General features: G+C 60.3%; 24 protein-coding genes. 13 read left to right on the top strand and 11 right to left on the bottom strand.

What is annotated here, in order from left to right:
* Window positions 1–46: 46 nt before the first annotated feature.
* The 3 genes from MEB48_RS07005 (at window position 47) to MEB48_RS06995 (ending at window position 4,056) form a co-directional block, all read left to right on the top strand.
* Window positions 47–1,696: an acyl-CoA dehydrogenase family protein gene (locus MEB48_RS07005; protein WP_237883104.1), complete on the top strand. Its 1,650-nt coding sequence runs from the start codon at window positions 47–49 to the stop codon at window positions 1,694–1,696.
* Between the two features lie 149 nt (window positions 1,697–1,845).
* Entirely contained in the window at window positions 1,846–3,345 is a 1,500-nt protein-coding gene (gene amn, locus MEB48_RS07000) for an AMP nucleosidase (RefSeq protein ID WP_176466936.1), read from the top strand.
* Between the two features lie 69 nt (window positions 3,346–3,414).
* Window positions 3,415–4,056 (top strand): pseudouridine synthase, encoded by a 642-nt coding sequence (locus MEB48_RS06995; protein ID WP_269137411.1) that lies wholly within the window; start codon window positions 3,415–3,417, stop codon window positions 4,054–4,056.
* Here MEB48_RS06995 and MEB48_RS06990 read toward each other — a convergent pair.
* Window positions 4,051–4,260 (bottom strand): DUF2788 domain-containing protein, encoded by a 210-nt coding sequence (locus tag MEB48_RS06990; protein ID WP_007937369.1) that lies wholly within the window; start codon window positions 4,258–4,260, stop codon window positions 4,051–4,053. The two genes, MEB48_RS06995 and MEB48_RS06990, sit on opposite strands and share 6 nt — an antisense overlap.
* Window positions 4,261–4,546: 286 nt before the next feature.
* On the bottom strand, window positions 4,547–5,026 hold the full coding sequence (locus MEB48_RS06985; protein ID WP_007894448.1) for an Lrp/AsnC family transcriptional regulator: 480 nt from the start codon (window positions 5,024–5,026) through the stop codon (window positions 4,547–4,549).
* 437 nt (window positions 5,027–5,463) lie between these two features.
* Here MEB48_RS06985 and MEB48_RS06980 point away from each other — a divergent pair, with 437 nt between their 5' ends.
* The gene (locus MEB48_RS06980; RefSeq protein ID WP_237883102.1) at window positions 5,464–6,462 is read left to right on the top strand and encodes a DUF6515 family protein; all 999 of its coding nucleotides are present in this window, start codon (window positions 5,464–5,466) and stop codon (window positions 6,460–6,462) included.
* Here MEB48_RS06980 and MEB48_RS06975 read toward each other — a convergent pair.
* Both MEB48_RS06975 and MEB48_RS06970 read right to left on the bottom strand, forming a co-directional pair.
* Complete coding sequence (locus MEB48_RS06975) at window positions 6,456–7,352, bottom strand: cation diffusion facilitator family transporter (protein WP_237883100.1); 897 nt, start codon at window positions 7,350–7,352, stop codon at window positions 6,456–6,458. The two genes, MEB48_RS06980 and MEB48_RS06975, sit on opposite strands and share 7 nt — an antisense overlap.
* Window positions 7,353–7,382: 30 nt before the next feature.
* Window positions 7,383–7,802, bottom strand: coding sequence for a polyribonucleotide nucleotidyltransferase (locus MEB48_RS06970; RefSeq protein ID WP_237883098.1), 420 nt, complete (start codon window positions 7,800–7,802; stop codon window positions 7,383–7,385).
* A 109-nt stretch (window positions 7,803–7,911) separates the two neighbouring features.
* Here MEB48_RS06970 and hrpB point away from each other — a divergent pair, with 109 nt between their 5' ends.
* Complete coding sequence (gene hrpB, locus MEB48_RS06965) at window positions 7,912–10,428, top strand: ATP-dependent helicase HrpB (RefSeq protein WP_237883096.1); 2,517 nt, start codon at window positions 7,912–7,914, stop codon at window positions 10,426–10,428.
* A 125-nt stretch (window positions 10,429–10,553) separates the two neighbouring features.
* Here the strand turns inward: hrpB and MEB48_RS06960 are convergent, their stop codons facing one another.
* Together MEB48_RS06960 and MEB48_RS06955 are read right to left on the bottom strand one after the other, a co-directional pair.
* A complete protein-coding gene (locus tag MEB48_RS06960; protein WP_237883094.1) occupies window positions 10,554–11,633 on the bottom strand; it encodes an endonuclease/exonuclease/phosphatase family protein in 1,080 nt (359 codons plus the stop codon).
* A gap of 97 nt (window positions 11,634–11,730) precedes the next feature.
* Entirely contained in the window at window positions 11,731–12,405 is a 675-nt protein-coding gene (locus MEB48_RS06955; protein WP_237883092.1) for a YciC family protein, read from the bottom strand.
* A 177-nt stretch (window positions 12,406–12,582) separates the two neighbouring features.
* Here MEB48_RS06955 and MEB48_RS06950 point away from each other — a divergent pair, with 177 nt between their 5' ends.
* The 3 genes from MEB48_RS06950 to MEB48_RS06940 all read left to right on the top strand — a co-directional run bounded on the left by MEB48_RS06950 (window position 12,583) and on the right by MEB48_RS06940 (window position 14,589).
* On the top strand, window positions 12,583–13,338 hold the full coding sequence (locus MEB48_RS06950; protein ID WP_237883090.1) for a DUF2076 domain-containing protein: 756 nt from the start codon (window positions 12,583–12,585) through the stop codon (window positions 13,336–13,338).
* A 137-nt stretch (window positions 13,339–13,475) separates the two neighbouring features.
* Complete coding sequence (locus MEB48_RS06945) at window positions 13,476–13,955, top strand: LabA-like NYN domain-containing protein (RefSeq protein WP_008012653.1); 480 nt, start codon at window positions 13,476–13,478, stop codon at window positions 13,953–13,955.
* Between the two features lie 22 nt (window positions 13,956–13,977).
* Entirely contained in the window at window positions 13,978–14,589 is a 612-nt protein-coding gene (locus MEB48_RS06940; protein ID WP_237883088.1) for a 3'-5' exonuclease, read from the top strand.
* Window positions 14,590–14,719: 130 nt separating this feature from the next.
* Here MEB48_RS06940 and MEB48_RS06935 read toward each other — a convergent pair whose 3' ends face one another.
* Window positions 14,720–15,166 carry an Lrp/AsnC family transcriptional regulator gene (locus tag MEB48_RS06935; protein WP_237883086.1) on the bottom strand — a complete coding sequence of 149 codons (447 nt, stop codon included), beginning with the start codon at window positions 15,164–15,166 and terminating at the stop codon, window positions 14,720–14,722.
* 163 nt (window positions 15,167–15,329) lie between these two features.
* Between MEB48_RS06935 and yedA the strand changes: the two genes are divergently transcribed.
* Both yedA and MEB48_RS06925 read left to right on the top strand, forming a co-directional pair.
* A complete protein-coding gene (yedA, locus tag MEB48_RS06930; protein ID WP_237883084.1) occupies window positions 15,330–16,256 on the top strand; it encodes a drug/metabolite exporter YedA in 927 nt (308 codons plus the stop codon).
* Window positions 16,257–16,319: 63 nt separating this feature from the next.
* Window positions 16,320–17,654 carry a DEAD/DEAH box helicase gene (locus MEB48_RS06925; RefSeq protein ID WP_237883082.1) on the top strand — a complete coding sequence of 445 codons (1,335 nt, stop codon included), beginning with the start codon at window positions 16,320–16,322 and terminating at the stop codon, window positions 17,652–17,654.
* Window positions 17,655–17,794: 140 nt separating this feature from the next.
* Here MEB48_RS06925 and MEB48_RS06920 read toward each other — a convergent pair whose 3' ends face one another.
* A complete protein-coding gene (locus tag MEB48_RS06920; protein ID WP_237883080.1) occupies window positions 17,795–19,036 on the bottom strand; it encodes a TIGR03862 family flavoprotein in 1,242 nt (413 codons plus the stop codon).
* 280 nt (window positions 19,037–19,316) lie between these two features.
* A complete protein-coding gene (locus tag MEB48_RS06915) occupies window positions 19,317–20,237 on the bottom strand; it encodes a histone deacetylase family protein (protein WP_237883078.1) in 921 nt (306 codons plus the stop codon).
* An 85-nt stretch (window positions 20,238–20,322) separates the two neighbouring features.
* Here MEB48_RS06915 and MEB48_RS06910 point away from each other — a divergent pair, with 85 nt between their 5' ends.
* The 3 genes from MEB48_RS06910 to MEB48_RS06900 all read left to right on the top strand — a co-directional run bounded on the left by MEB48_RS06910 (window position 20,323) and on the right by MEB48_RS06900 (window position 22,458).
* The gene (locus MEB48_RS06910; RefSeq protein ID WP_237883076.1) at window positions 20,323–20,892 is read left to right on the top strand and encodes a GNAT family N-acetyltransferase; all 570 of its coding nucleotides are present in this window, start codon (window positions 20,323–20,325) and stop codon (window positions 20,890–20,892) included.
* Window positions 20,893–20,998: 106 nt separating this feature from the next.
* Window positions 20,999–21,868 (top strand): acyl-CoA thioesterase II, encoded by an 870-nt coding sequence (tesB, locus tag MEB48_RS06905; RefSeq protein WP_237883074.1) that lies wholly within the window; start codon window positions 20,999–21,001, stop codon window positions 21,866–21,868.
* A complete protein-coding gene (locus tag MEB48_RS06900) occupies window positions 21,865–22,458 on the top strand; it encodes an HAD family hydrolase (RefSeq protein WP_237883072.1) in 594 nt (197 codons plus the stop codon). The genes tesB and MEB48_RS06900 overlap by 4 nt, the downstream gene beginning before the upstream one ends.
* Window positions 22,459–22,558: 100 nt before the next feature.
* Here MEB48_RS06900 and MEB48_RS06895 read toward each other — a convergent pair whose 3' ends face one another.
* Both MEB48_RS06895 and ypfJ read right to left on the bottom strand, forming a co-directional pair.
* On the bottom strand, window positions 22,559–23,518 hold the full coding sequence (locus MEB48_RS06895) for an alpha/beta fold hydrolase (protein WP_237883070.1): 960 nt from the start codon (window positions 23,516–23,518) through the stop codon (window positions 22,559–22,561).
* A complete protein-coding gene (gene ypfJ, locus MEB48_RS06890) occupies window positions 23,518–24,411 on the bottom strand; it encodes a KPN_02809 family neutral zinc metallopeptidase (RefSeq protein WP_237883068.1) in 894 nt (297 codons plus the stop codon). The genes MEB48_RS06895 and ypfJ overlap by 1 nt, the downstream gene beginning before the upstream one ends.
* Window positions 24,412–24,696 lie beyond the last annotated feature (285 nt).

Genomic DNA, 24,696 nt, shown 5'->3' with positions numbered 1-24,696 from the left:
GGCGGTGCTTAACTGAAAGTCCCTTGGCTGACCAAAGGAGCCTGTCATGAACCTGCATCAGTTCGCCGAAACCCACGAAGTCACCAACCAGCCTCCATCGCTGGACGGCACCAACCTCTATCGCATCGACCTGCCTTTGCAAGAGTGGTCGCGGCGTTTCGATGCCGGTTGGGCCGAGTCGCGGATTGACGCTTACGGCGCATTGGCCGGCGGGCCGCTGATGGAGGCGGGGTTTGCGGCCAATCAGAACAAACCGGTGTTCGTCAGCCATGACCGCTACGGCCATCGCATCGACCTGGTGGAATTTCACCCGGCTTATCACGAGTTGATGCGCACAGCGGTGGAGCATGGCCTGACGGGTTTGCCCTGGACCGACCCTCAACCGGGGGCCCACGTGGCGCGCGCGTCCATGACCTATTTACACAGTCAGGCTGAAGCCGGCAGCGGTTGCCCGCTGACCATGACTTTCGCCAGCGTCCCGGCGATGCGCCTTCAACCGGATCTGGCCAAACAATGGTTGCCGAAAATCCTCGCCACCGAATACGACTCGCGCAACGTCGGTATGGCCCATAAGGCCGGAGTCACTATCGGCATGGCCATGACCGAGAAACAGGGCGGCACCGACGTGCGGGCCAACACCACCAAGGCTTATCCGGTTGGCGCCAGTGGGCCCGGTCAGGCGTATGAACTGGTGGGCCACAAGTGGTTCTGCTCGGCGCCGATGTGCGACGCCTTCCTGACCCTGGCCCAGACCGACAAAGGCTTGACCTGTTTCCTGCTGCCGCGTCATCGCCCGGACGACACGCGCAATCAGTTCTATATACAGCGGCTGAAGAACAAACTCGGCAACTGGTCCAATGCCTCCAGCGAAGTGGAATTCCGTGGCGCCCTGGCCTGGATGGTCGGCGAAGAGGGTCGGGGCGTTCCGACCATCATCGAAATGGTTGCCATGACCCGCTTCGATTGCATGGTCGGCTCCAGTGCACTGATGCGCCAGGCGCTGACCCAGGCCAGCCATCACTGCGCCCATCGCAAGGTCGGTGGCAAGTTGCTCAGCGAACAACCGTTGATGCAGAACGTGTTGGCGGATCTGGCCCTGGAAAGCGAAGCGGCATTGGCCTTGAGTTTGCGCATGGGCCGGGCGCTGGATCATCTGGGTGACGAGCACGAAGCTAAATTCGCCCGACTGGTGACGGCGGTGGGCAAGTACTGGATCTGCAAACGCGCGCCCGCGATGATCAATGAGGCTGCCGAATGTATGGGCGGCGCCGGGTATGTCGAGGAAAGCATCCTGCCGCGTTTGTATCGTGAGGCACCGGTCAATTCGACGTGGGAAGGTTCCGGCAATGTGCAATGCCTCGACGTGTTGCGCGCGTTGTCGAAAGAGCCAGGTGTGCTTGATGTGCTGTTCAGCGAGTTGGGCGACGGTCATGGCGACAAGCGTCTGGCCGCGCATATCAGCCAATTGCAGGCCGCGTTCAAGGACTCCGCCGACATTCAATACCGCGCCCGGCAGCTCACCGAAGACATCGCCTTGGGGCTTCAGGCCAAGCTGTTGCTGGAGGCGGGGAATGCGGCGGTTAGTGATGCCTTCATTGCCAGTCGCCTCGGTTCGGCCGGACGGGTATATGGAACGTTGCCGAATGGGCTGGATGTGGAAGCGATTGTGGCTCGGTCGACTCCGCAAGGGTTTTGACGACGCCTTTATGGTCGACACAAATAAAATGTGGGAGCGGGCTTGCTCGCGAATGCGGCCTGTCAGTCAACATCATTGTTGAATGGTAAACCGCCTTCGCGAGCAAGCCCGCTCCCACAGGGTTCCCGTGAAGCGATGATGCAGGCAAGATGAAGGTCTGCAAGTCAGAACACAGGAAGCTGATCGTGACCGAAGCGTTTATTGTCGTTGAAACCGCCGAGCAAGCCGTGGATCGGCTTGCTGCCTTGCACGAACGTGCAACCACCGCGCTGAATCAGGCGCTCAAGCGTTATCTCAAGGATCGCATCGAGCCGGACGCTGAACAGCGAGCTCTGTTTCGTTATCCCGAGTTGCGCCTGACCTACCTTTGCCAGGGCGAAGTCCCACAGACCACTCGCGCCTATGCCAAGGTTCAACTCCCAGGAACCTACAGCGTCACCGTCACTCATCCCCGCGCATTTCGCAAATACCTGCTGGAACAACTCGTCCCGCTGATGCACGACTTCACCGTGACCGTGGAAGTCGGCGTCAGTCAGCAGAACATTCCTTATCCGTACGTGGTCGAGCAGGGCGATGAACTGGCCGGCTCCGGCGTCACGGCGGCAGTGCTGGCGCGCGTGTTCCCGAGTACGGATTTGTCGGCCGCGACCGATGGCATTGCCGATGGTTTATACGACTGGGAAAACACCGACCCGCTGCCGCTGGCACTGTTCGACGCCGCGCGAGTGGACTTTTCCCTGCGCCGACTGGTGCATTACACCGGCAGCGACTGGCGCCATGTGCAGCCGTGGATTCTGCTGACCAACTATCACCGTTACGTCGACCAGTTCATCGTTCATGGCCTGGAGCAACTGCGCAACGACCCGCGTTTCGTGCGCATGGTGTTGCCTGGCAACGTGATTATCGAAAAGGACATGGACCATGGCGAGGCGTCGGCGATTGCCGCGGGCGTGGTCTGGCATCGTTACCAGATGCCGGCCTATCACCTGATCGCCAGCGACGGCCATGGGGTGACCCTGGTGAACATCGGCGTCGGCCCGTCCAACGCCAAGAACATCACCGACCACTTGGCGGTGCTGCGTCCGCATTGCTGGCTGATGATCGGCCACTGCGGCGGTTTGCGGCAGTCGCAGACCATTGGCGACTACGTGCTGGCCCACGCTTACATGCGCCGCGACGGGATTCTCGACCGCGTCGTGCCGCCGAACATTCCGATTCCGGCCCTGGCTGAAGTGCAGATGGCGTTGCAACAAGCGGCGGCCAACATCACCGGTGAAAAGGGCGACGAGCTGAAGAAGCGCCTGCGCACCGGCACCGTGTTGACCTACGATGACCGTAACTGGGAACTGCGCTGGGCGCAGGAGCGTCCGCTGATCAACTTGTCCCGCGCCGTGGCGGTGGACATGGAAAGCGGCACCATCGCTGCGCAAGGTTATCGTTTGCGGGTACCGTACGGCACGTTGCTCTGTGTATCGGACAAACCGTTGCACAGCGAAATCAAACTGCCGGGTTCGGCCAACGCCTTCTATGAGCGCGCGGTCAGCCAGCACTTGAAAATCGGCATCGAAGCGGTGGATCTGTTGCGCACCGAGCTCAACTCGCTGCATTCGCGCAAACTGCGCAGCTTCGACGAGCCGCCGTTCCGCTGATTTGCGATGGTCATTTAACGGTCAGGCCACTAGCATGGTGAGCCCTGACCGTTAGATGTTCTTCTCGCCATGCCTCGTCCTCCACGTCCCGTTTCCCGCCGCCCTGGCGTGAAGCCTGCGCCATCCCCTTCAGCCCCGCGTCGTGTCGCCAAAGCGCCACCGGCCGAGCCGAAGCTGATTCTGTTCAACAAACCTTTCGATATGCTGACGCAATTCAGCGACGGCGAAGGGCGGGCGACGCTCAAGGATTTCATCGAGATTCCGGGGATCTACCCGGCAGGGCGGCTGGACCGCGACAGCGAAGGCTTGCTGTTGCTGACCAACGACGGTCAGCTTCAAGCGCGAATTGCCGACCCGAAACACAAACTGGCCAAGACCTATTGGGTGCAAGTGGAAGGCGAACCAAGTGCCGAGCAGTTGCAGCGTTTACGCGATGGCGTCGAACTGAACGATGGCATGACATTGCCGGCCCAAGCGCGACAACTGGATGAGCCGCAACTGTGGCCGCGCAACCCGCCGGTGCGCTTTCGTAAAAGCGTGCCGACCAGTTGGCTGGAATTGGTCATTCGCGAAGGCCGCAACCGTCAGGTACGGCGCATGACCGCGGCGGTCGGCTTGCCGACGTTGCGCCTGGTGCGGGTCAGAATCGGCGACTGGTCGATCGAAGGGCTCGATCAGGGCCAGTGGAAGGAAGTGCCGGCGCGCTTATAAAGTGCCGGATTCGATCAGGCCAATTACCACGCTTTTGATCACGAATGCGGCCACGCCCAGCCCCAGTACGAAAAACAGAATGAACGAGCCGAAGCGCCCGGCCTTGGATTTTTTCGCCAGATCCCAGACGATAAAACCCATGAAAATGATCAGAATGCTGACCAGGCCAGTCATCATCCACTCTTCGAATACTGCAGGATCCATCGAACATCTCCAGCGCGGGTGGGCTAAAAAGGGCGGCGGGAGTATACGCGATGGCAGATTGATGGAGCATTGACCTGCGTCGGTGTGTCGCAGTCATTCGTCGCCTGTGCGGGCCCCTTCGCGGGCAAGCCTCGCTCCTACGGGCTGGGTGCAGGCTGCAATCCTGTGACCGATACAAAATCTGTAGGAGCGGGCTTGCCCGCGAAGACGGCGGCATAGCCAGCATTGAGGTTGCCGACACACCGCTTTCGCGAGCAAGCCCGCTCCTACGCCCGCGAAGGCATTCTCAGCTGCGCAAATGAGTCAGCGGCAACTCGGTGCTGTTGAGCACCTGGTTCAACACAAAACTCGACCGCACACTGGTCACCCCTTCAATCCGGGTCAGATGCCCCAGCAGCAGTTTCTGATAGTGATCCATGTCCGGCACAACTACCTTGAGCTGATAATCGGCATCCATCCCCGTCACCAGGCTGCATTCCAGCACCTGCGGCAAGGTGCGAATGGCGGCTTCGAAGTTCTCGAAGCGCTCGGGTGTATGGCGGTCCATGCCGATCAGCACGTAGGCTGTCAGGCTCAGGCCGAGCATCTTGCGGTCCAGCAGGGCGACCTGGCGCGTGATGTAACCGTCGTCTTCCAATTGCTTGACCCGCCGCGAGCAGGGCGAAGGCGACAGGCCGATGCGTTCGGCCAGCTCCTGATTGGAGATTCGCGCATCGCGCTGTAATTCCGCCAAAATGCTCAAGTCATATCGGTCGAGTTTGCTCATCAGTCAGGCCTTTATCATAACTATTGCGGCAGATTATCTATCTGGAGTTAAAAATTGCGCAAGTGATGTTTATTTGAGCAATCTTCGCAATCCTCTGTCGCCGCTCCGGGCCTATTCTTATCACCAGAATCACTGCTCGGACAAACAGTCCAGTGCGGCTCGCCCAATCAGGCCAGCTGCGGTCACCACCCCCACCGGGGATGCGTCGGCCCCCGAGCTACACACTGTCCAGAAGACGGCGTGAGGTGAGCCGACGTCATAAGCGTCGAGCACGGACGAAGTTCTCAAAGGGAGGCCGACGGGTCTCCCTTTTTTCTTGCTCCGAATTTGCCGCCCACCCCTCAATAAATAAGTTGCGTGACTGATAACCTGTCACAGAACCGGGTCTGCATTTTTCCAGTCTTACGTACAGGCCCTAACCCGCCGTGAGGAAAAGCATGAAGTCGAGCATCTGGCGTTTCGCCGGTGTTGGTTTGCTATGCGTGAGTGTCACTGCGCAATCACTTGCCGATGAGCCGCAATATCGCGGTCCCGATAGCGGGGGACGTGGGGCGGATCATCAGGGCAAAGGTCAGGGGGCTGACGGTAGCAATCAACCACGCCGGCAGAACAACGAAATCATTCGTGGCGACAACAGCCGCCAGTTCGAGCTTCACGATCAGAATCAGGGCGGCCAGCGGCAAAACCGTTCGTCGCACGATCCCAATGCGCAAGGCCGACCACAACAACACCCCAGTAACAATCTGCCGATTCAGGGCCGGCCCGACACTGTGCGCCAGACCCAGGAACCTCGCCGTGGCTACTACCAGGACGAGCGGCCGCGCAATTATGACAACCAGCGCTGGCAGACCGGCGGTTCGGGCTCGCGTCACGATGATCAGCGCTGGCCTGGTCGCCCGGATGGACGCGGCAGTGGCTGGGGGGCCGGCCCTCAGTATCGTCCGGGCTACGTGATCGACCGCTTCCCGGATCGCAGCTATCGCGTGCCGTATCGTGGCCGGGATTACTTCTATTCCGGTGGTTACTGGTACCGCCCGCAAGGCCCGCGTTACGTGGTGGTTCAGCCCCCTCGCGGAATTCGTGTCCGCTACTTGCCTGATTACGCGCGTGAAGTATGGATCGGCGGGGCGCTGTTTTTCCTGGCGGCCGGCGCGTATTACGCCTACCAGGCGAGCACTCAGGATTACATCGTGGTCGAACCCCCCGTGCAGCCGCAACCGGTGAGCAGTGGCTATGACGTGGTGGCGTATCCGGCCAACGGCCAGTCGCCAGAGGAGGTCAGTCGGGACGGTTACGAGTGTTATCGCTGGGCTGTGGAGCAGAGCGGTTTCGATCCGCGCGCTGTCACCTATCAACCGGCCCCGTCGGTGGTGCAAGTGTACCGACAGGCCCAAGGTAACTGCCTGAGCAGTCGTGGTTATCAGGTGAGTTACTGAGCCCTGGCGGCCTTCACCACTTCCTGCGGGTCGGCGTGCACCAGCACTTCGGCTCGCGGGTAGGCGGCGTGAATCGCATCGGCGGCTTGATCGCTGATGCCATGGGCGACTGACAGGGTCAGCTCCCCCGGCAATTCCAGATGCAACTGCACGAACCACTGGTTGCCGGAAATCCGTGTGCGCAGGTCGTGGGCGCCCAAAACGCCGGGTACGCTGCAGGCCAGTTCAAGCATGTGCTGACTGACATCCGGCGGCAATTCTTCATCCATCAGCACCGCAAAACTTTCCCGGGCGATATGAATGGCGCTCCAGAGGATGTAGGCGGCGATCCCCAATCCGAACCAGGGGTCGGCTTGATGCCAGCCAAACCCGGCCAGCACCAGCGCCACTAAAATGCTGCCGTTGAGCAGCAGGTCCGAGCGGTAATGCAAGGAGTCGGCGCTCACGGCGTTGGAACCGGTTGCCTTGATCACCCGATGCTGCAACATCAGCAGGGCCACGGTCAGGGCGAGTGAGAACACGATCACCCCGATGCTGAGCCACGTTGCGCCTACCGGCTCTGGATGTTTCAACCGTTCGATCGCCTGCAAGGCAATCAGTACCGCACTGCCACCAATGAACAGCGCCTGAGCCATACCCGCCAATGATTCGGCCTTGCCATGCCCGTAACGATGATCGTCGTCGGCGGGGCGCAAGGCGTAATGCACGGCCAGCAGATTGAGCAGCGAGCTGACACCATCGAGTGCCGAGTCGGTCAGCCCGGCGAGCATGCTCACCGAACCGCTCAGCCACCAGGCGATGGCTTTGGCGACGATCAACATGCACGCCACCGCCACCGAGGCGCGCGTCGCCAGCCGCAGCAGGCGGGCGTGTTCGGTACTGGTGGTCATAAGTGCGGCTTTTCCTTTTTAGTGCACCGATTACGCGGCCGGTTGCAGGCCGAACATCGCCAATTGCTGAGTGCTGCCCTTGTGCTGGATCAGGCGTGGATCATCCAGCGGGAAGCTGCGCCCCAATTCAGTTTCGAGAATAGTCTGCAATTTGTGGTTATCGACCTTGCCGTCGGCACCGATGGCTTCCTTGAGTTTTTCCGGAGCCACCTGAGCAGTCCGGCCGGGCTCGTAGTAAATAGCGCCAGTCGCAAAGTCCACCGCAAAGGCAATCAGGCCCGGAATGATATAAAACAGCAGACCCACGGCATCCAGCGCGACGATGACCGGGTCGATCTTGCCATCGATCTGACCGCGACGATCGGGGTAGAAAATCGTCCCGCAGGCAGTCATTTGGGTCAGCAAGGTCGCGACCAGTACACCGCCGATCAAGCGAAAGGGAGCACGCATTTGAAATCTCCTGAGTTATCTGGAAACGAAGGGGCGTCTGTATGAATTAGGACCGCGACAAACGCCGAGCAGTTCGCCGTTATACTCGCGGCTCTGTTTGGGAGCCAGCATGATTTCTTTGCCGATTGATGAAGTTTTACCCGCCCTGCGTGAAGCCCTCGCTACACGCCACGAAGCCGTGCTCGAAGCTCCGCCCGGTGCCGGTAAAACCACCCGTGTGCCCCTGGCCTTGCTCGATGAGCCGTGGCTGGCCGGGCAGACCATTCTGATGCTTGAACCGCGCCGGTTGGCAGCGCGGGCGGCGGCGGAGCGGTTGGCCAGTGAACTGGGTGAGAAGGTTGGCGAAACCGTTGGCTACCGCATTCGTCTCGACAGCAAAGTCGGCCCCAATACCCGCATCGAAGTGGTCACCGAAGGCATCCTCACCCGGCGCTTGCAGGATGACCCGGCGCTGGAAGGCGTGGGTTTGCTGATTTTCGATGAGTTCCACGAGCGCAGTCTCGACGCCGACCTGGCGCTGGCCTTGAGCCTGAACGGCAGGGAGCTGTTTCGTGACGATCAGCCACTGAAAATTCTTTTGATGTCGGCCACCCTGGAAGGCGAACGCCTGGCCGGGTTGCTCGATGATGCGCCGATCCTGCGCAGCGAAGGTCGCATGTATCCGGTGGGGATGCGCTGGGGCCGACCGTTTCAGCCTGGTGAATTCATCGAGCCAAGGGTGGTGCAGACCATCCTCGACGCGCTGAACGATGAAACCGGCAGCGTGCTGGTGTTCCTGCCGGGGCAGGCGGAAATCCGTCGGGTGCATCAGCAACTCGCCGATGCATTGGGCGATAGCACACAGGTTTTGCTCTGCCCGTTGCACGGTGAATTGGACCTCGCCGCCCAACGCGCCGCGATCGATACGGCGCCCGCTGGCAAACGCAAAGTGGTGCTGGCCACCAACATCGCCGAGACCAGCCTGACCATCAATGGCGTGCGCGTGGTGATCGATGCGGGGTTGGCGCGCGTGCCGCGTTTCGATCCTGGCAGCGGCATGACTCGCCTGGATACTCAGCGCATTTCCAAAGCGAGTGCCACCCAGCGTGCGGGCCGGGCAGGGCGGTTGGAACCGGGCGTGTGTTATCGCCTGTGGTCGCAGGATCAGCACGAACAATTGGCGGCTTACGCCAGTGCGGAAATTCTCTCGGCGGACCTTGCCGGGCTGGCCTTGCAACTGGGGCGTTGGGGCGTGACGCCGGGCCAATTGGTTTGGCTGGATGTTCCTCCGGCAGCGGCTTATGCACAGGCTCAGGATTTGCTTGAGCGTTTAGGCGCGCTGGAGGGCGAAGCGCTGACCCGTCACGGTCAGGCCATGGCCGAATTGCCGGCGCACCCGCGGATCGCCCATTTGCTGTTGCGGGGACAGGCGCTGGGGTTGGCGGACATGGCTTGCGATGTCGCGGCGTTGCTCGGTGAACGGGATATTTTGCGTGGCGCTGGCGCCGATCTGCACAGTCGATTGGTGCTGCTGTCCGGTGAAGAGCGAGCCGCTCGTGGTACTCAGGGTGGGGTTCAACGGGCCCGGCAACTGGCGCGGCAATATCGCGGCTACTTGCGTGGCAAAGCGACGGAGCCGGTCAGCGATCCCGGGCATCCGCGCTGGCTCGGTGCGTTGCTGGCGTTGGCTTATCCCGACCGAGTCGCCCAGCAGCGGCGGGCCGGTGGCGCTGAATATCGATTGGCCAACGGCCGTGCGGCGCTGTTTGCCGAAGCGGACAGCCTGATGAAGCAACCGTGGCTGGTGATCGCCGATCTGGGCAGTCGCCAGGGTCAGCGTGAAGAACGGATTTATCTGGCGACGGATTTCGATCCGGCACTGTTCGATTCGGTGCTGGCCGAACAGGTGCGTTGCGTCGATCAACTGGATTGGGATGAGCGCGAAGGCGTGTTGCGGGCCGAGCGTCAGCGCAAGGTCGGTGAGTTGATCCTCAGTCGCGAACCGCTGACCGGTCTCGATGAAAGCGCCCGCAGTCAGGCGCTGGTGAACCTGGTGCGGCGCAAAGGTCTGGAGTTGTTGCCGTGGACTCCGGAGTTGCGTCAGTGGCAGGCGCGGGTTGCGTTGTTGCGGCAGCTGGATCTCGGCAGTAAGGAGCAGAGTGAATGGCCGGATGTCAGCGACGCTGCACTGCTCAAAAGCCTCGAACACTGGCTGATGCCGTATCTGGGCAAAGTCTCGCGGCTCAGTCACTTTGCCAATCTGGACTTGTCGAGCATCGTTCACAACCTGCTGCCGTGGCCGCTGCCGCAACGGCTTGAAGAGCTGGCGCCACATCATTTGAGCGTGCCATCGGGCTCATCGATTCGTCTGGATTACAGTGAACAGCCGCCGATTCTGGCGGTGCGTTTGCAAGAGTTGTTCGGCCTGGCCGAGACGCCGCGCATTGCCGGTGGGCGGCAAGTGGTGAAACTGCATCTGCTGTCCCCGGCGCGCCGGCCGGTGCAGGTGACGCAGGACTTGGCGAACTTCTGGCGCAGTACCTACGCCGAGGTGAAGAAGGATTTGAAGGGCCGTTATCCGAAACACTATTGGCCGGATGATCCGCTGGTGGCCGAGGCGACGGCGCGGATCAAGCCTCGTAAATAGTCAGTTGCATCGGCGGTGCGGCATTCGCGAGCAAGCCCGCTCCCACATTAGATCTTCAGTGAGCACAGCATTTGTGTACCACCGAGAGTCAGTGTGGGAGCGGGCTTGCTCGCGAAGCTTTTGATTTAAGGCGCGGCTGGCAACAGAAACCGTGCAATCACCGGCAAATGATCGGAAATCCGCAACGTATCGTCCTGCCTCACCCGCGCTTCGACCCGTTTGAGGTGCGGGCTGTAGAACAGGTAATCGACGGTCCGGTCCGGGCCGTTCAAGCCTGGGTCATTCGGGTAATGGGTCAGCCATTGCGCGCGGTCGATCCCGCTGGCTTCGTTGTTGGTGGGGATCATCGGGTATTTGTCCCACAGCACATACAGCGCGCTGTCGGCGGAGTAGGGCGTGCGTTGCTCGGCGGGCAGGCGTCGATACTGGCCCAGCGGCAACAGGTTGAAGTCACCACCGATCAGCCACGGTGTGCCACGGCTTTCATACTTGTCGAGGACCTTGGTCACGGCCGTCACCTGGGTTTGCAAGGTTTCGTCAGGCTGGGTGGCGCGGTCCAGATGGGTGTTGAGCACGGCGATTTGGCCGCCATCGCTCAATGGCAGGTGAGTGACCAGCAAGGCGTTTTTCGGTTTGAACTGACGGCTGATGAAATTGGCCGGTGCGACCGGTAATTGCAGGCGTTCGGCGTGTTCGATCTGGTAGCGGCTCAGGGTTGCCAATTGCCGGCCAACGCTGCCGAAGATGTGCGGTTCGGGCACGAAGTCGGCTTTCCAGTCGAAGGCCTGGGCTGTGCAGGGATACAGGTCGGTGACCCGAGCCTGAAGCAGTTTGAACTGGTTCTGGTAATCACTGGCCTTGGCGCCGTCATCGAGCTCCTGCAACAGCACGATGTCCGGTTGCTCGTCGCGAATCACCCGCGCCACTTCGTCGAGGCTGAAGGCCATGTCTTCAGGCGTAGGGCGCTCGTCGTTTCCCGCGGCCAGATCGTTCCAGAATACGTAGCGCTTGCCTGCCAGGTACTGGACGTTCCAGGTCATCACCTTAAGCGCCTGGCCAGGTACGAGCGTCGGTGCCTGAGTGTTGCAACTGACCGGCAGTGTTTCCCTGGCCTCGGGACGCCAGGTCAGGCTGTAGATCAGCAATGCAATCAGGCCAATGGCAATCAGCACGCACAGCAGGGTGTAGCGCAGTAGACGGGTCATGGCTCGGCTTATAGCGTTACAAAAGATGGTCCCGAGCATAACCGAGCGCAAACGGCATGCCCATCAATTAGCCGCGACACATCCCCCGCATCGTTCTTCAAAGCGTCCCGTCAGCCTTCTCGGGCGCATCGGCGATCAGCATGAATAAACGGAACACCACCACGCTAGTGAACAGTTGCAGAAAGCTGTGGGCGCTGTCGATCAGCAGCGAGATCACGGGGTTCTGCGGGTCAGGATAAACCGCCAGCGTCGCGCCTTTGAGCACCCACAGCGGGCCCATCACGCACAGAATGCACACCAGAATGCGCAGAAAGTTTCCGCGGGTCAGGCGCAGGCTTTCCTTCATCGCCGCCAGCGGTGCCATACCGCGCAGCACCAACAGGTACTCACCGAACGCCAGCGTCACCATCAGCCAGATGCCCGGCAGGAAATACAGCGACAGGCCGATCAGGATCAGCAATGTATTGAGGGCGGTCAGCACGGCAAAACGCGGCCACAGGGTCGCGGAGGTCGCCAGCAAGTCGCGGGTGCGCGGCGATTCGCCACGGCTGCGGGCATCGAGAAACAGGATCAGTGCGGCGGTGTACAGCGGATACACCAGCAGGCCGACCATCACACTGATGCCGGGAAAACTGTCCGGCTTGGTGGAATGGTCGACCACTTGTTGCAGCAGCGCCTCGACAATCACCAGCGGCAGGCACAACTGCACGATCTGGCGCAGATTGCGCTTGAAGAAATACAGAGAGTCACGCAGTACATCGAACGGATTCATCAGTCGGTATCGCAAGTTGAAAGCAGTGCCTCACTTTAACCGATGAACCCCTTTGGGGCGCAAACGTAAACGTTCGGTAAAGGCCATTGAAACATCTTGTATCTGCCCCATTACTGGTGAGCACCTTATCCACCGTGGATGAGGGCGACGATATTCCCGGCAATCTACGAGGTCGCCATGAACAGCGAAGAACAAACCCTGATCGATGGACTGTTTTCCCGGCTGCAACAGGCCGAAACGGATTCAGCCCCGCGCGACGTCCAGGCCGAAGCGCGGATCAAGGAGCACCTGACTCGCCAGCCAGCGGCGGGCTATTTCATGACCCAGGCGATTCTGGTGCAAGAGGCCGCCATCAAGAGCCTCGATGAACAGAACAAGCAACTCACCCAGCGAGTCCAGCAATTGCAGGCTGAACTGCAATCGGCCAGGGCTCAGACGACGGCTCCGGCGCCGAGCGGCGGTGGCTTTTTGTCGAGCATTTTCGGTGGTGGCTCCCGTGATCCGCAGTCTGCGCCGACTCAAAGCGCAGCCCCGTCGAATGGCGGCTGGCGTGAACCGGGGCGACCGTCGTTCAACGCGCAGCCGCCACAGCAAAACTTCGGTGCCGCACCGCAGCAGAACTATGCACCGCAACAATCCCCGGCGGCCGGCAGCAGTTTCCTCGGCGGTGCATTGAAAACGGCAGCGGGTGTGGCCGGTGGCGTGATGCTGGCGCAAGGCATCAGCAGTCTGTTCCAGCACAATCAGCAGCCGGAAGTGGTTGAAGTGATCAAGGAAGAACCGGCTCAGGTCAACGATCAGAGCGACAGCAACAATGGTTGGGGCGATGAGCAGCGCGTGGTTGACAATTCCAGCGATCAAGGCGGATTCGCCGATGCCGATTACAGCGATGACAGCTCATCGCTCTTTGGCGATGACGACTCCTTCGTCTAATGCGCCATTCGTCCGGGGCGCGGTGGCGCTCCGGGCCGATTATTCGCGGAACAATCCTTCGGGCTGGCATACTGGGCGACTTTTCGGGCCTGGTGCCTGATCCTGCCCGCGCTTCGGCACGCCAAAGAGGATGTACGGTGAAAAAAATCGCAGTGTTCGCCGATGTCCAGAACCTCTATTACACCGTGCGTCAGGCTTATGGTTGCCACTTCAACTACGCCGCACTGTGGGCTGATGTCAGCAAACAGGGGCAGATCGTCGAGGCCTATGCCTATGCGATCGATCGTGGCGACAGCAAGCAGCAGCAGTTTCAGCAGATCCTGCGCAATCTCGGCTTCATCGTGAAGCTCAAGCCCTACATCCAGCGCAGCGACGGTTCGGCCAAAGGCGACTGGGACGTGGGCATCACCCTCGACATCATGGACGCCGCCGACCATGTCGACGAAGTGGTGCTGGCCTCCGGTGACGGTGATTTCGACATGTTGCTGGAACGCATCATCAGCAAGCACGGGGTGCAAGCGGTGGCCTATGGCGTGCCGGGCCTGACGGCCAATTCGCTGATCCGCGCTGCCAGCCGTTACGTGCCGATCGAAGGCGCATTGCTGCTCAAGAACTGATTTTTACGGAGTTGAAACAGGTTTGGAACGCATAGCAGTCATCGACTTTGAAACCACCGGGCTCTCCCCGAGCAGCAGCTGCCGGGCCACGGAAATTGCCGTGGTGATTCTTGAACAGGGGCGCATCGTCGAGCGTTACCAAAGCCTGATGAACGCCGGCGTGCGGGTGCCGGCCTTTATCGAGCAACTCACCGGCATCAGCAACGCCATGCTGCGCACCGCGCCTTCGGCCGAGCAGGTGATGAACGAGGTCAACGAATTCGTTGGCATCACGCCGCTGCTGGCGCACAACGCGGCGTTCGACCAGAAGTTCTGGGACTACGAACTCGGGCGAATCAAACGCACACGCTTGCAGAACTTTGCCTGCTCGCTGTTACTCGCCCGCCGCCTGATGCCCGCCGCGCCGAACCATAAACTCGGCACCCTCACAACCTTCGCCAACCTGCCCGATACCGGCAAGGCTCACCGGGCCATGGCCGATGCGGAAATGGCCGCCAATCTGACGGCGCACTTGGCTGAAGAGTTGCGGCGCAAGCATGGGTTGCGCGAGTTGTCCCATGATCTGCTGGTCAGTTTGCAGAAAGTGCCGGCGGCGAAGATCAATGAGCATTTGAAGCGGTATCGTGGGTTCTGAGTACGCCGCAGATTGAGTGTGGGAGCGGGCTTGCTCGCGAAAGCGGTGTGTCAGTCGACATTAATGTTGAATGATAAATCGCTTTCGCGAGCAAGCCCGCTCCCACATTAGGTCTGCGGTGACGTTAGATCTATTTCCCTTCCAACTGCCCCAATGGCACGCGCCTTTCGATGGCGCTGGACAGCACGATCGAGGTCTTGCTGAACCCGAATGTGGCAATCCGGTTGATCAATTCCTCCAGCTCCGGCATCGAGCCCACCGCCGCTTGCATGATCACGCACGGGTCGCCGGTGACGCGATGGCATTCGGTGAGCTGTGGGATTTTGATCAGTTCGTCGTAGGCTTTCTGGTTGCCATGTTGATTCAAGCGCAGTTCGATGACGCACTGGATTGGCAGGCCGAGCTTGGCCATGTCGACTTTCGCCTGGTAGCCGGTGATTACCCCGCAGGCTTCAAGTTTGGCCACGCGTTCGGCCACCGCGGGAGCGGACAGGTTCACCTTGCGCGCCAGTTCGGCGTAGGACGCACGACCGTTTTCCAACAGGGCGCTGAGGAGCATGCGGTCGTATTTGTCCATCATGGCATTCCTGAAAAAAGACTGACTTTCGAAAGCACGGTTTATAGCGCTGAACTCCGTGTTTTGAAAAGTGTACCGGCGCTATAAACAGGTTTTGTAACTTAATTTCCACCGTTGGCCTTTCTAGAATAGCGGCTCTCTTTGTCTTGTTCTCGAGCTGCCCATGCCTGGCATACGCCGTTTTTCCTTACCGCTGATCGCTGCTTTTTTCGCGCTGTACGTGATTTGGGGATCGACCTACCTGGTGATTCGCATCGGCGTGCAGTACTGGCCGCCGTTGTTACTCGCCGGTATCCGCTTCGTGATCGCCGGTACGTTGATGTACGCGTTCCTGCGCTGGCGCGGGGCGCCTGCACCGACGTGGGCGCAGTGGAAAGCGGCGGGGATCATCGGGATTTTGCTGCTGACGTGCGGTAATGGCGCGGTGAGCGTCGCCGAGCATACGGGCGTGGCCTCTGGCGTTGCGGCGTTAGCGGTGGCGACGGTGCCACTGTTCACTTTGTTGTGTGGATATTTCTGGGGCGCGCGTAATACCCGTCTCGAATGGGCCGGGATTGTGCTCGGGCTGATCGGTATCGCCATGCTCAACCTCGGTTCCAATCTGCAATCGAGTCCGTTGGGTGCGGCGTTACTGGTGTTCGCGGCAGCGTCCTGGGCATTCGGTTCGGTGTGGAGCAAACACTTGCCGTTGCCGCAGGGCGCGATGGCCAGTGCCGTGGAAATGCTGGTGGGCGGCGTGGTGTTGCTGATCGGCAGCGCGGTGAGTGGCGAACATCTGGAGGCCATGCCGCCGATCGAAGGTTGGGCCGCATTGGTCTATCTGACGTTCTTCGGTTCGATCATCGCCTTCAATGCCTACATGTACCTGCTCAAACACGTGCGTCCGGCAGCGGCCACCAGTTATGCCTACGTCAACCCGGCGGTGGCGGTATTGCTGGGGATCGTATTTGTTGGCGAGACCATTGGTATCGAGGAAGTGCTGGCCATGACAGTGATCATCAGTGCCGTGGTGTTGATCGGGTTGCCGCAGTGGCGCCGTGGTGCAGATAGGCCTGCCGTAGTGGTGCCGACAGAATCCCGCGCGAATTAGGGTAAACTGCGCGCCATTGCACACTCTTTGCACAATCGCGCTGAATTTTCCTACGGTACTCCCATGACTTTCGCCACCCTTGGCCTGATCGAACCCTTGCTGCGCGCCCTCGAGACGCTCGGCTACCAGACCCCTACGCCAGTGCAGACACAAGCGATTCCGGCGGTGCTGGCCGGTCGTGACCTGATGGCCGCAGCCCAGACCGGTACCGGCAAGACCGCCGGTTTCGCTTTGCCGCTGCTGCAATTGCTGGCCATGGAAGGGCCGAAAGTCAGCGCCAACTCCGTGCGCGCACTGATCCTGGTGCCGACCCGCGAACTGGCCGAGCAGGTTCACGAAAGCGTGCGTCAGTACGCCGAGAACCTGCCGTTGAGCACGTACGCGGTGTACGGCGGTGTCAGCATCAACCCGCAAATGATGAAGCTGCGCAAAGGCGTCGATCTGTTGGTGGCGACTCCGGGCCGCTTGCTCGACCTGTTCCGGCAGAACGCGCTCAAGTTCAACCAGTTGCAAACCCTGGTACTGGACGAAGCCGATCGCATGCTCGATCTGGGCTTTTCCGAAGAGCTGGGGAACATCTACAAAGCGCTGCCGAAGAAACGTCAGACGCTGCTGTTCTCTGCGACCTTCTCCGACGCCATTCGTACGCTGGCCGGGCAAATGCTCAACGACCCGCTGAGTATCGAAGTCAGCCCGCGCAACGTGGCCGCCAACACCGTCAAGCAATGGGTGGTGACGGTGGACAAGAAACGCAAGCCGGAGCTGTTCGTTCACTTGATGCGCAAGGGCAAGTGGAAGCAGGTGCTGGTGTTCGCCAAGACCCGCAACGGTGTAGACGCGCTGGTGGAAAAACTTCAGGGCCTGGGCATCAACGCCGACGGCATCCATGGCGACAAACCTCAGGCGACCCGTCAGCGGGCACTGGATCGTTTCAAGGCCAGCGAAGTGCAGATCCTTGTAGCCACCGACGTGGCAGCGCGTGGTCTGGATATCGAAGATTTGCCATTGGTGGTCAATTTCGACCTGCCGATCGTCGCGGAGGACTACATCCACCGCATCGGTCGTACCGGGCGTGCAGGCGCAACCGGGCAGGCTATTTCGCTGGTGTGCGCCGATGAGGTGAATCAGCTGTCAGCCATCGAGATGTTGACCCGTCAGACGTTGACTCGCCAGATGGAGCAGGATTTCGAGCCTGAGCATCGCGTGCCGGATACCGATGCCAGCGGTCAGGTTGTCAAGAAGCCGAAAAAACCGAAGAAGCCCAAAACCTCCAGTGGCGGTAAACGCAACCTGGGTAAATGGGTTGAGAGCGGTGATGCTTCGGCGCCGGAGCCTTCGATCAAGCCTGTGCGAAAAGTGCCGGTGTTTAATACCGGGCCGCGTAAGAAGAAGCCTTGATCGTGTAAAGATCGTTCCCATGCTCCGCGTGGGAATGCCTCTTCGGACGCTCCGCGTTCGGCTTGAAGGGGCGCGGAGCGTCCCGGGCTGCATTCCCACGCAGAGCGTGGGAACGATCAGTGAGGGGGGCACCTCGGTCCTCACCCCTTGTGTTTCAACCACTCCACTATCCCCAACCCTGCCGCTCGCCCACTGGCGAAACATGCGGTCAGCAGATAGCCGCCGGTCGGCGCTTCCCAATCGAGCATTTCCCCTGCGCAGAACACGCCAGGCAGTTGCTTGAGCATCAAACGTTCATCCATCGCCTCGAACATCACGCCGCCCGCGCTGCTGATGGCTTCGTCCAATGGCCGGGTTTTCACCAGCGTCAGCGGCAATGCCTTGATCGCCTTGGCCAGCAATGCTGGATCAGCAAAACAGTCGGAGGGTGTCAGTTCGCGCAACAACGCCGCTTTCACGCCATCAAGCCCAAGCTGACTGTGCAGGTGTTTGGCCATGGAACGGGAGCCGCGAGGCTTACTCAGCGCAGATTGAATTTTATCCACAGGCTTGCCCGGCAACAGATCCAAGTGAATGGTTGCCGAGCCATGTTGATTGATGGCTTCACGGATCGGTGCCGACAGGGCGTAGATCAAACTGCCTTCAATCCCCGTGGCAGTGATCACGCATTCCCCGAGCCGTGGCATATCGTCATTGAGGCCAATAGCGATGTTTTTCAGCGGGCTGCCGGCGAATTTGCTGACCATCAATTCGCTCCAGGCCTGCACCTCGAAGCCACAATTGCTCGGTTGCAACGGCGCCAGTCCTACACCGCGCTGTTCCAGCGGCAGCATCCAGGCACCGTCCGAACCGAGGCGCGACCAACTGCCGCCGCCGAGGGCCAACAGGGTCGCGTCGGGTTGAATGGTTTTTTTGCCTTCGGGGCTGTCGATGCGCAAACCACCGTTCTCATCCCAACCGAGCCAGCGATGGCGGGTGTGGATAACTACGCCGGCATCGCGCAGGCGTTTGAGCCAGGCCCGCAACAGGGGCGCGGCTTTCATGTCGGTAGGAAACACTCGGCCAGAGCTGCCGACAAAGGTTTCGATGCCCAGGTCATGAATCCATTGGCATAAGGCGTCGGCACCGAAGGACCGTAACAGCGGCGCAATCTGCGGCGCCCGTTCGGCATAGCGTGAGAGAAACGCCGGGTAGGCCTCGGAATGGGTGATGTTCATGCCGCCGACCCCGGCGAGGAGGAATTTTCGCCCCACTGAAGGCATGCCGTCGTACAGGTCGACCTTGATCCCGGCCTGGCTCAACACTTCAGCCGCCATCAAACCGGCAGGGCCGCCGCCGATGATGGCGACGTGAGGGGGGAGGGAAGTGGAGGGCTGGGTCATGGCGAGAGCTGCGGTATGGCGGGATAGGGCGGGCATTCTAGCAGCCCAAACCCCTGTAGGAGCGGGCTTGCCCGCGAAAGCGGTGTGTCAGGCAACAAAGGTGTTGAATGTGCCGGCCTGTTCGCGGGCAAGCCCGCTCCTACAGGGGGCATTGGTGTTTTCAAAGGGTGGTTAAAAAACAACCACGGCTCTGTAGCCTATACACCGCATGGCCTGCAGACCCTTTCACTCAGGTTATCCACAGGCGGTTCCACAGGCATTGTGGGTAAAGACCCACACATCAATGACAACCTGATGACTGCCAGACCCGTTGGGCGCTGTGATGGAGGATTCCATGACGGCGCGCCAGGGCTTTGCGGTCCTTGCTGTAGCCGCCGCCGATCACGCCGACCAGCGGAATATCCCGGCCCAGACAATGGCGCATCACGCTTTCATCGCGAGCGGCGACGCCTTCATCTGTCAGCTTCAGATAACCCAGGGCGTCGTCCTTATGCACGTCCACACCAGCGTCGTACAGCACCAGATCCGGTTGATAGAGCGGCAGCAAATAGTTGAGCGCGTCGTCCACCACCTTCAGGTAATCAGCATCGCCCATGCCCATCGGCAACGGAATGTCCCAATCACTTTCGGCTTTGCGTGCAGGAAAATTCTTTTCGCAGTGCAGGGAAACGGTCACTGCCTCTGGGGTGTTGTGCAGGATTCGTGCAGTCCCATCGCCTTGATGCACATCGCAGTCGAAGATCAGCACCCGATTCACCCGGCCACTTTCCAGCAGGTAATGGCTGATCACCGCCAGGTCATTGAAGATGCAGAACCCGGCGGGATGATCGTAATGCGCGTGGTGAGTGCCGCCGGCCAGGTGACAGGCCAAACCATGCTCCAGTGCTTGTTCCGCCGCCAGCAGCGAGCCGCCGACCGCTCGCACCGTGCGCCGGGCCAGCGCTTCGCTCCAGGGCAGGCCGAGGCGTCGCTGGTCTTCGCGGGACAATTCGCCACCCATGTAGCGTTCGATATACGCAGGGTCATGGGCGAGGGCGAGAATCTCTGGCGGGCAGAGGTCCGGGCGCAGCAAGTCGGTGTCGCGGGTCAGGCCACTGTCCACCAAGTGATCGCGCAGCAGGCGGAATTTGTCCATGGGAAAGCGGTGATCCGCCGGGAACTCGGGACTGTAGTCTTCGTGGTAGATCAATGGCAGGGGCATGGCTGATTTATACAGGAAGGCATGTAGGAATAAGTGAAGGATCCTACCAGCGATGTAGACTTGCGGGATGGGAAAGGGGGACGAGATGGAGCCGATACTGGAACTCGAAAGCGCACGACTGTTGTTACGGCAGTGGCGTGATGAGGATTTGCCAGCGTTTGCGGCGATGTGCGCCGATCCACAGGTGATGCGTTATTTTCCGGCACCCTTGAGTCGACTGGAAAGTGCAGCGCTGATCGGGCGGGTTCGCGGGCATTTTGCCGAGCATGGTTTCGGCCTCTGGGCGCTGGAGCGCAAGGACACCGGGGCGTTCATCGGCTTTACCGGATTGGGTGTGGTCGGCTTCGACGCGCCGTTCACCCCGGCCATCGAAATCGGCTGGCGCCTGGCGCGCGAACACTGGGGGTTGGGTTATGCCAGTGAAGCGGCGTGGACCGCTCTGCGCTGCGGGTTCGATCGGCTGGCGCTGCAAGAGGTCGTGGCGTTCACCACTGAAACCAACCTGCCTTCGCAAAAAGTCATGCAAGCGATCGGCATGCACCATGCCCCCTTTGATGACTTCGAACACCCGCGGCTCGCGGCCGATCATCCGCTGCGCCCGCACGTGTTGTACCGCATCAACCGTGAGCAATGGCTGCAAACCTTGCATGGATAAGCAGGCGCGGACGTTTACAATGGCCCTCATGTTGAACCGGGCCATAAACTGAATCGACCGCCGCAGCCAAGACTGCGCGGCATTGCGTTGTGTGAGGAGAGTCTGAATGAGCCAAGTGTTGGAAGATCTGGTAGACCTGCTGACCCTGGAACCGATTGAAGAAAACCTGTTCCGTGGCCGCAGCCAGGACCTGGGTTTTCGTCAGTTGTTTGGCGGCCAGGTACTCGGCCAGTCCTTGTCGGCGGCCAGCCAGACCGTCGAGCCGGCGCGCCATGTGCATTCGATGCACGGTTATTTCCTGCGCCCGGGCGACGCCAGATTGCCGGTGGTGTATCAGGTCGATCGGGTGCGTGATGGCGGCAGTTTCAGCACGCGTCGGGTGACGGCGATCCAGAAGGGCAATCCGATTTTCACCTGCAGCGCCTCGTTCCAGTACGACGAAGAAGGCTTTCAGCACCAGACTGAAATGCCGCAAGTGGTCGGCCCGGAAAACCTGCCGTCGGAGCTGGAACTCACCCAGCAACGCGCGCACCTGATCCCTGAGCACATGCGTGAAAAACTGCTGTGCCCGAAACCGATCGAATTCCGACCGGTGACTGAAAAGGACCCCTACAACCCGCAGCCTGCCGATCCAATCAAATATGTCTGGTTCCGCGCCGACGGTGCGTTGGCTGACACGCCGGCGCTGCACAAATACCTGTTGGCTTACGCGTCGGACTTCGGCCTGCTGACCACCTCGATGCTGCCCCACGGCAAATCGGTCTGGCAGAAAGACATGCAAGTCGCCAGCCTTGATCACGCCTTGTGGTTCCATGCCGACCTGCGCGCCGATGACTGGTTGCTGTATGCCATGGACAGTCCGTGGGCCGGCAATTCGCGCGGATTCTCCCGCGGTAGCGTGTTCAACCGTGCCGGGCAACTGGTGGCCTCGGTCACTCAGGAAGGCCTGATTCGTCATCGCAAGGATTGGATATGAGCCTGGCCGAGGTGCGGCACTGGGTGTTCGACATGGACGGCACCCTGACGGTGGCGGTGCATGATTTCGCGGCGATCCGCGTGGCGTTGGCGATTCCCGCCGAAGACGACATCCTGACCCACCTCGCGGCACTGCCAGCCGATGAAGCCGCGGCCAAACACGCGTGGCTGCTGGAGCACGAGCGGGATCTGGCGTTGGGTTCGAAACCGGCGCCGGGCGCGGTGGAGCTGGTGCGTGAGTTGGCCGGGCGCGGTTATCGTCTGGGTATTCTCACGCGCAATGCTCGCGAGTTGGCGCATGTCACGCTGGAGGCCATTGGCCTGGCCGACTGCTTTGCGGTAGAGGATGTACTGGGCCGCGATGAAGCACCGCCCAAACCGCATCCTGGCGGTTTGCTGAAACTGGCCGAAGCCTGGAAGGTTCAGGCGAGCGAAATGGTGATGGTCGGTGATTACCGCTTCGATCTGGATTGCGGCCGGGCGGCGGGGACGCGGACGGTGCTGGTGAATCTGCCGGATAATCCGTGGCCGGAATTGGCCGATTGGCATGCGCGCGATTGCGTCGAATTGCGGCAACTGCTTTTGGCTTGAGGGCCTCTTCGCGGGCAAGCCTCGCTCCTACAGGGATATATGTGATCCCTGTAGGAGCGAGGCTTGCCCGCGAAGGCGTCAGATCAGGCACCACAAATCCTCACTGACCAAACAACACCTTCTGCCCCTCCGGCGACGTAAACATCCCGTCCCCGTCATGCCCGACCCCAGGCACTTCGATCAGCTGCTGACTCAATCCTTGAGGATGGCGCCGTTTCAGATAATTGAAATAGTTGCGCCCACGAATCAATCCAGAAGCACCCTGGGCTTTAGCCTCACAACTTTTATCCAGCTCCGGATGATTCGGGTCGGTGTCCTGCTGCCCGAGTAAATAAACGATGTCACGTTTGACGTAGTTTTCTTCCAGCTGCGCGGGTGTTTGCCCATCGGCATACGCGGGCAAATCCGCCAACCCGTATGTCCAGCGATTGTAATTCGGGCACCCTGCATGACTGAACGCCACCGGCCGTTGCTCATTGAACCAGGCGTACGACGAAGAATTGGCGATCACATAGCGTACTTTCACGCCCTCCGCGTCGAGGGCTGGCTGAGGGTGACTCAGCAAGGCATAACGCTGAACCACTTGAGCGCCATCAGAGTGACCGGCGATGACAATGTGCTTCACGTCGGGAAATTGTCGCCGATCACCCAGGCGAGCGACGATTTCGTCGAGCGCCGCATAGGAACTCAGCGTGAACGGCGCAGTGGATAAGCCGCCTGCCATCCAGTCATTGCCTTGCCAACGTAAAACGCTGTCAGGCACCGGTTGGCTCGCGACGTCGGTTTCATTGAGAAACTGTGGGGCGAGCACCAACGTGTTCGCGCTTTGCCCGGCTTGCTCAGTCGCGTGCTCGGCGCTCTGACGGTAGGTTTCAGCATTGCGCAATCGACCATGGACGATGATCAGCACACGTTCGATTTTCGTCGGTGTCGGGCCAATGCTCACCGCGATTTCGCCGGCGCTCAACAGCAAGCGCCCGGAACTGATTTCTTTGACTCCCTGCTCCGCAGCCTGAGTGCTTGCGCAGGTAAACAACAGAGCTAACAACCACTTATGCATTACAGATTCTTCGCGGAAAAGGTATCGCACTGGCCGACCTGGCCCTGAGCGAATCCGGCTTTGAACCAGCGCACCCTTTGCGCTGACGTGCCATGAGTAAACGAGTCCGGCACCACGCGGCCCTGACCTTGTTGTTGCAAGCGGTCGTCGCCGATGGCGTTGGCGGCGTTCAAGGCTTCTTCGATGTCACCGGGTTCCAGCCAGTTCAGACGTTTCTGCGCATTGTTGGCCCAGACACCGGCCAGGCAATCGGCCTGCAGTTCCTGGCGCACCAGCAAACCATTGTCACCTTCCATCTGCCGGCCCTGTTGGCGAGCGCTCTGAATCTTCGCTGAAACGCCGAGTAAGGTCTGCACGTGGTGTCCGACTTCGTGAGCGATTACGTAGGCCTGAGCGAAGTCGCCCGCGGCGGAAAAGCGTTGCGACATCTCCTGAAAGAAACTCATGTCCAGGTAAACCTTCTGGTCTGCCGGGCAATAGAACGGACCGGTCGCCGAAGTCGCCAGGCCGCAGGCCGAGTTAACGCGATTGCTGAACAGTATCAGGGTCGGGTCTTTATATTGCCGATCGGCCTGCTGGAAAATCTGGCGCCAAGTGTCTTCGGTATCGCCGAGGATCGAGCGCACGAATTCGGCTCCTTCATCATTGGCCGGTGGCGCCTTGCGGGTTTGGGTGGTGGCCGGAGCCGATTGCTCGCTCATCTGCCCGGTCAACTGGCCGAGGATCTGCATCGGGTCCTGGCCGGTGATCCAGCCGATCCCGACGATCAACAGAATCGCCGTCAGGCTCAGGCCCTTGCCTCCACCGAAGCGCATCCCACCGCCCCCACCACCGACATCATCGCCACGGGCATCGACCACGTTGTCGCTGCGTCGGCCTTTTTTCCAGAGCATGGGGGATCCTCTTTTCTTGCTGGTGAAGAAGCATGATGAACAAGCTTGGTGATGAGTGTTGCCGGTGAGTAGGTATGGCGCCAGTCCGGTCGTCCATCTTTTAGCACTCACGAAACATTTCAGACTTGTATTGAACATGGATAGCCCTTCGAATTCCGTCAGGGCGAAGGGTTTTTATCGAGTGGGCGATGACTTGTCTCGCGGCTTACCGGTCGAACACCGGGTTCCAGATTTCGTATTGGGCAGCTTGTCTTCTAGAATCGGGTAAATTTTCGTGTGGAACCT

It is taken from the genome of Pseudomonas sp. PGPR40 (genome assembly GCF_022014505.1).
In the GTDB taxonomy this organism is placed as follows: domain Bacteria; phylum Pseudomonadota; class Gammaproteobacteria; order Pseudomonadales; family Pseudomonadaceae; genus Aquipseudomonas.
This window is presented reverse-complemented; position numbering and strand designations above follow the sequence as displayed.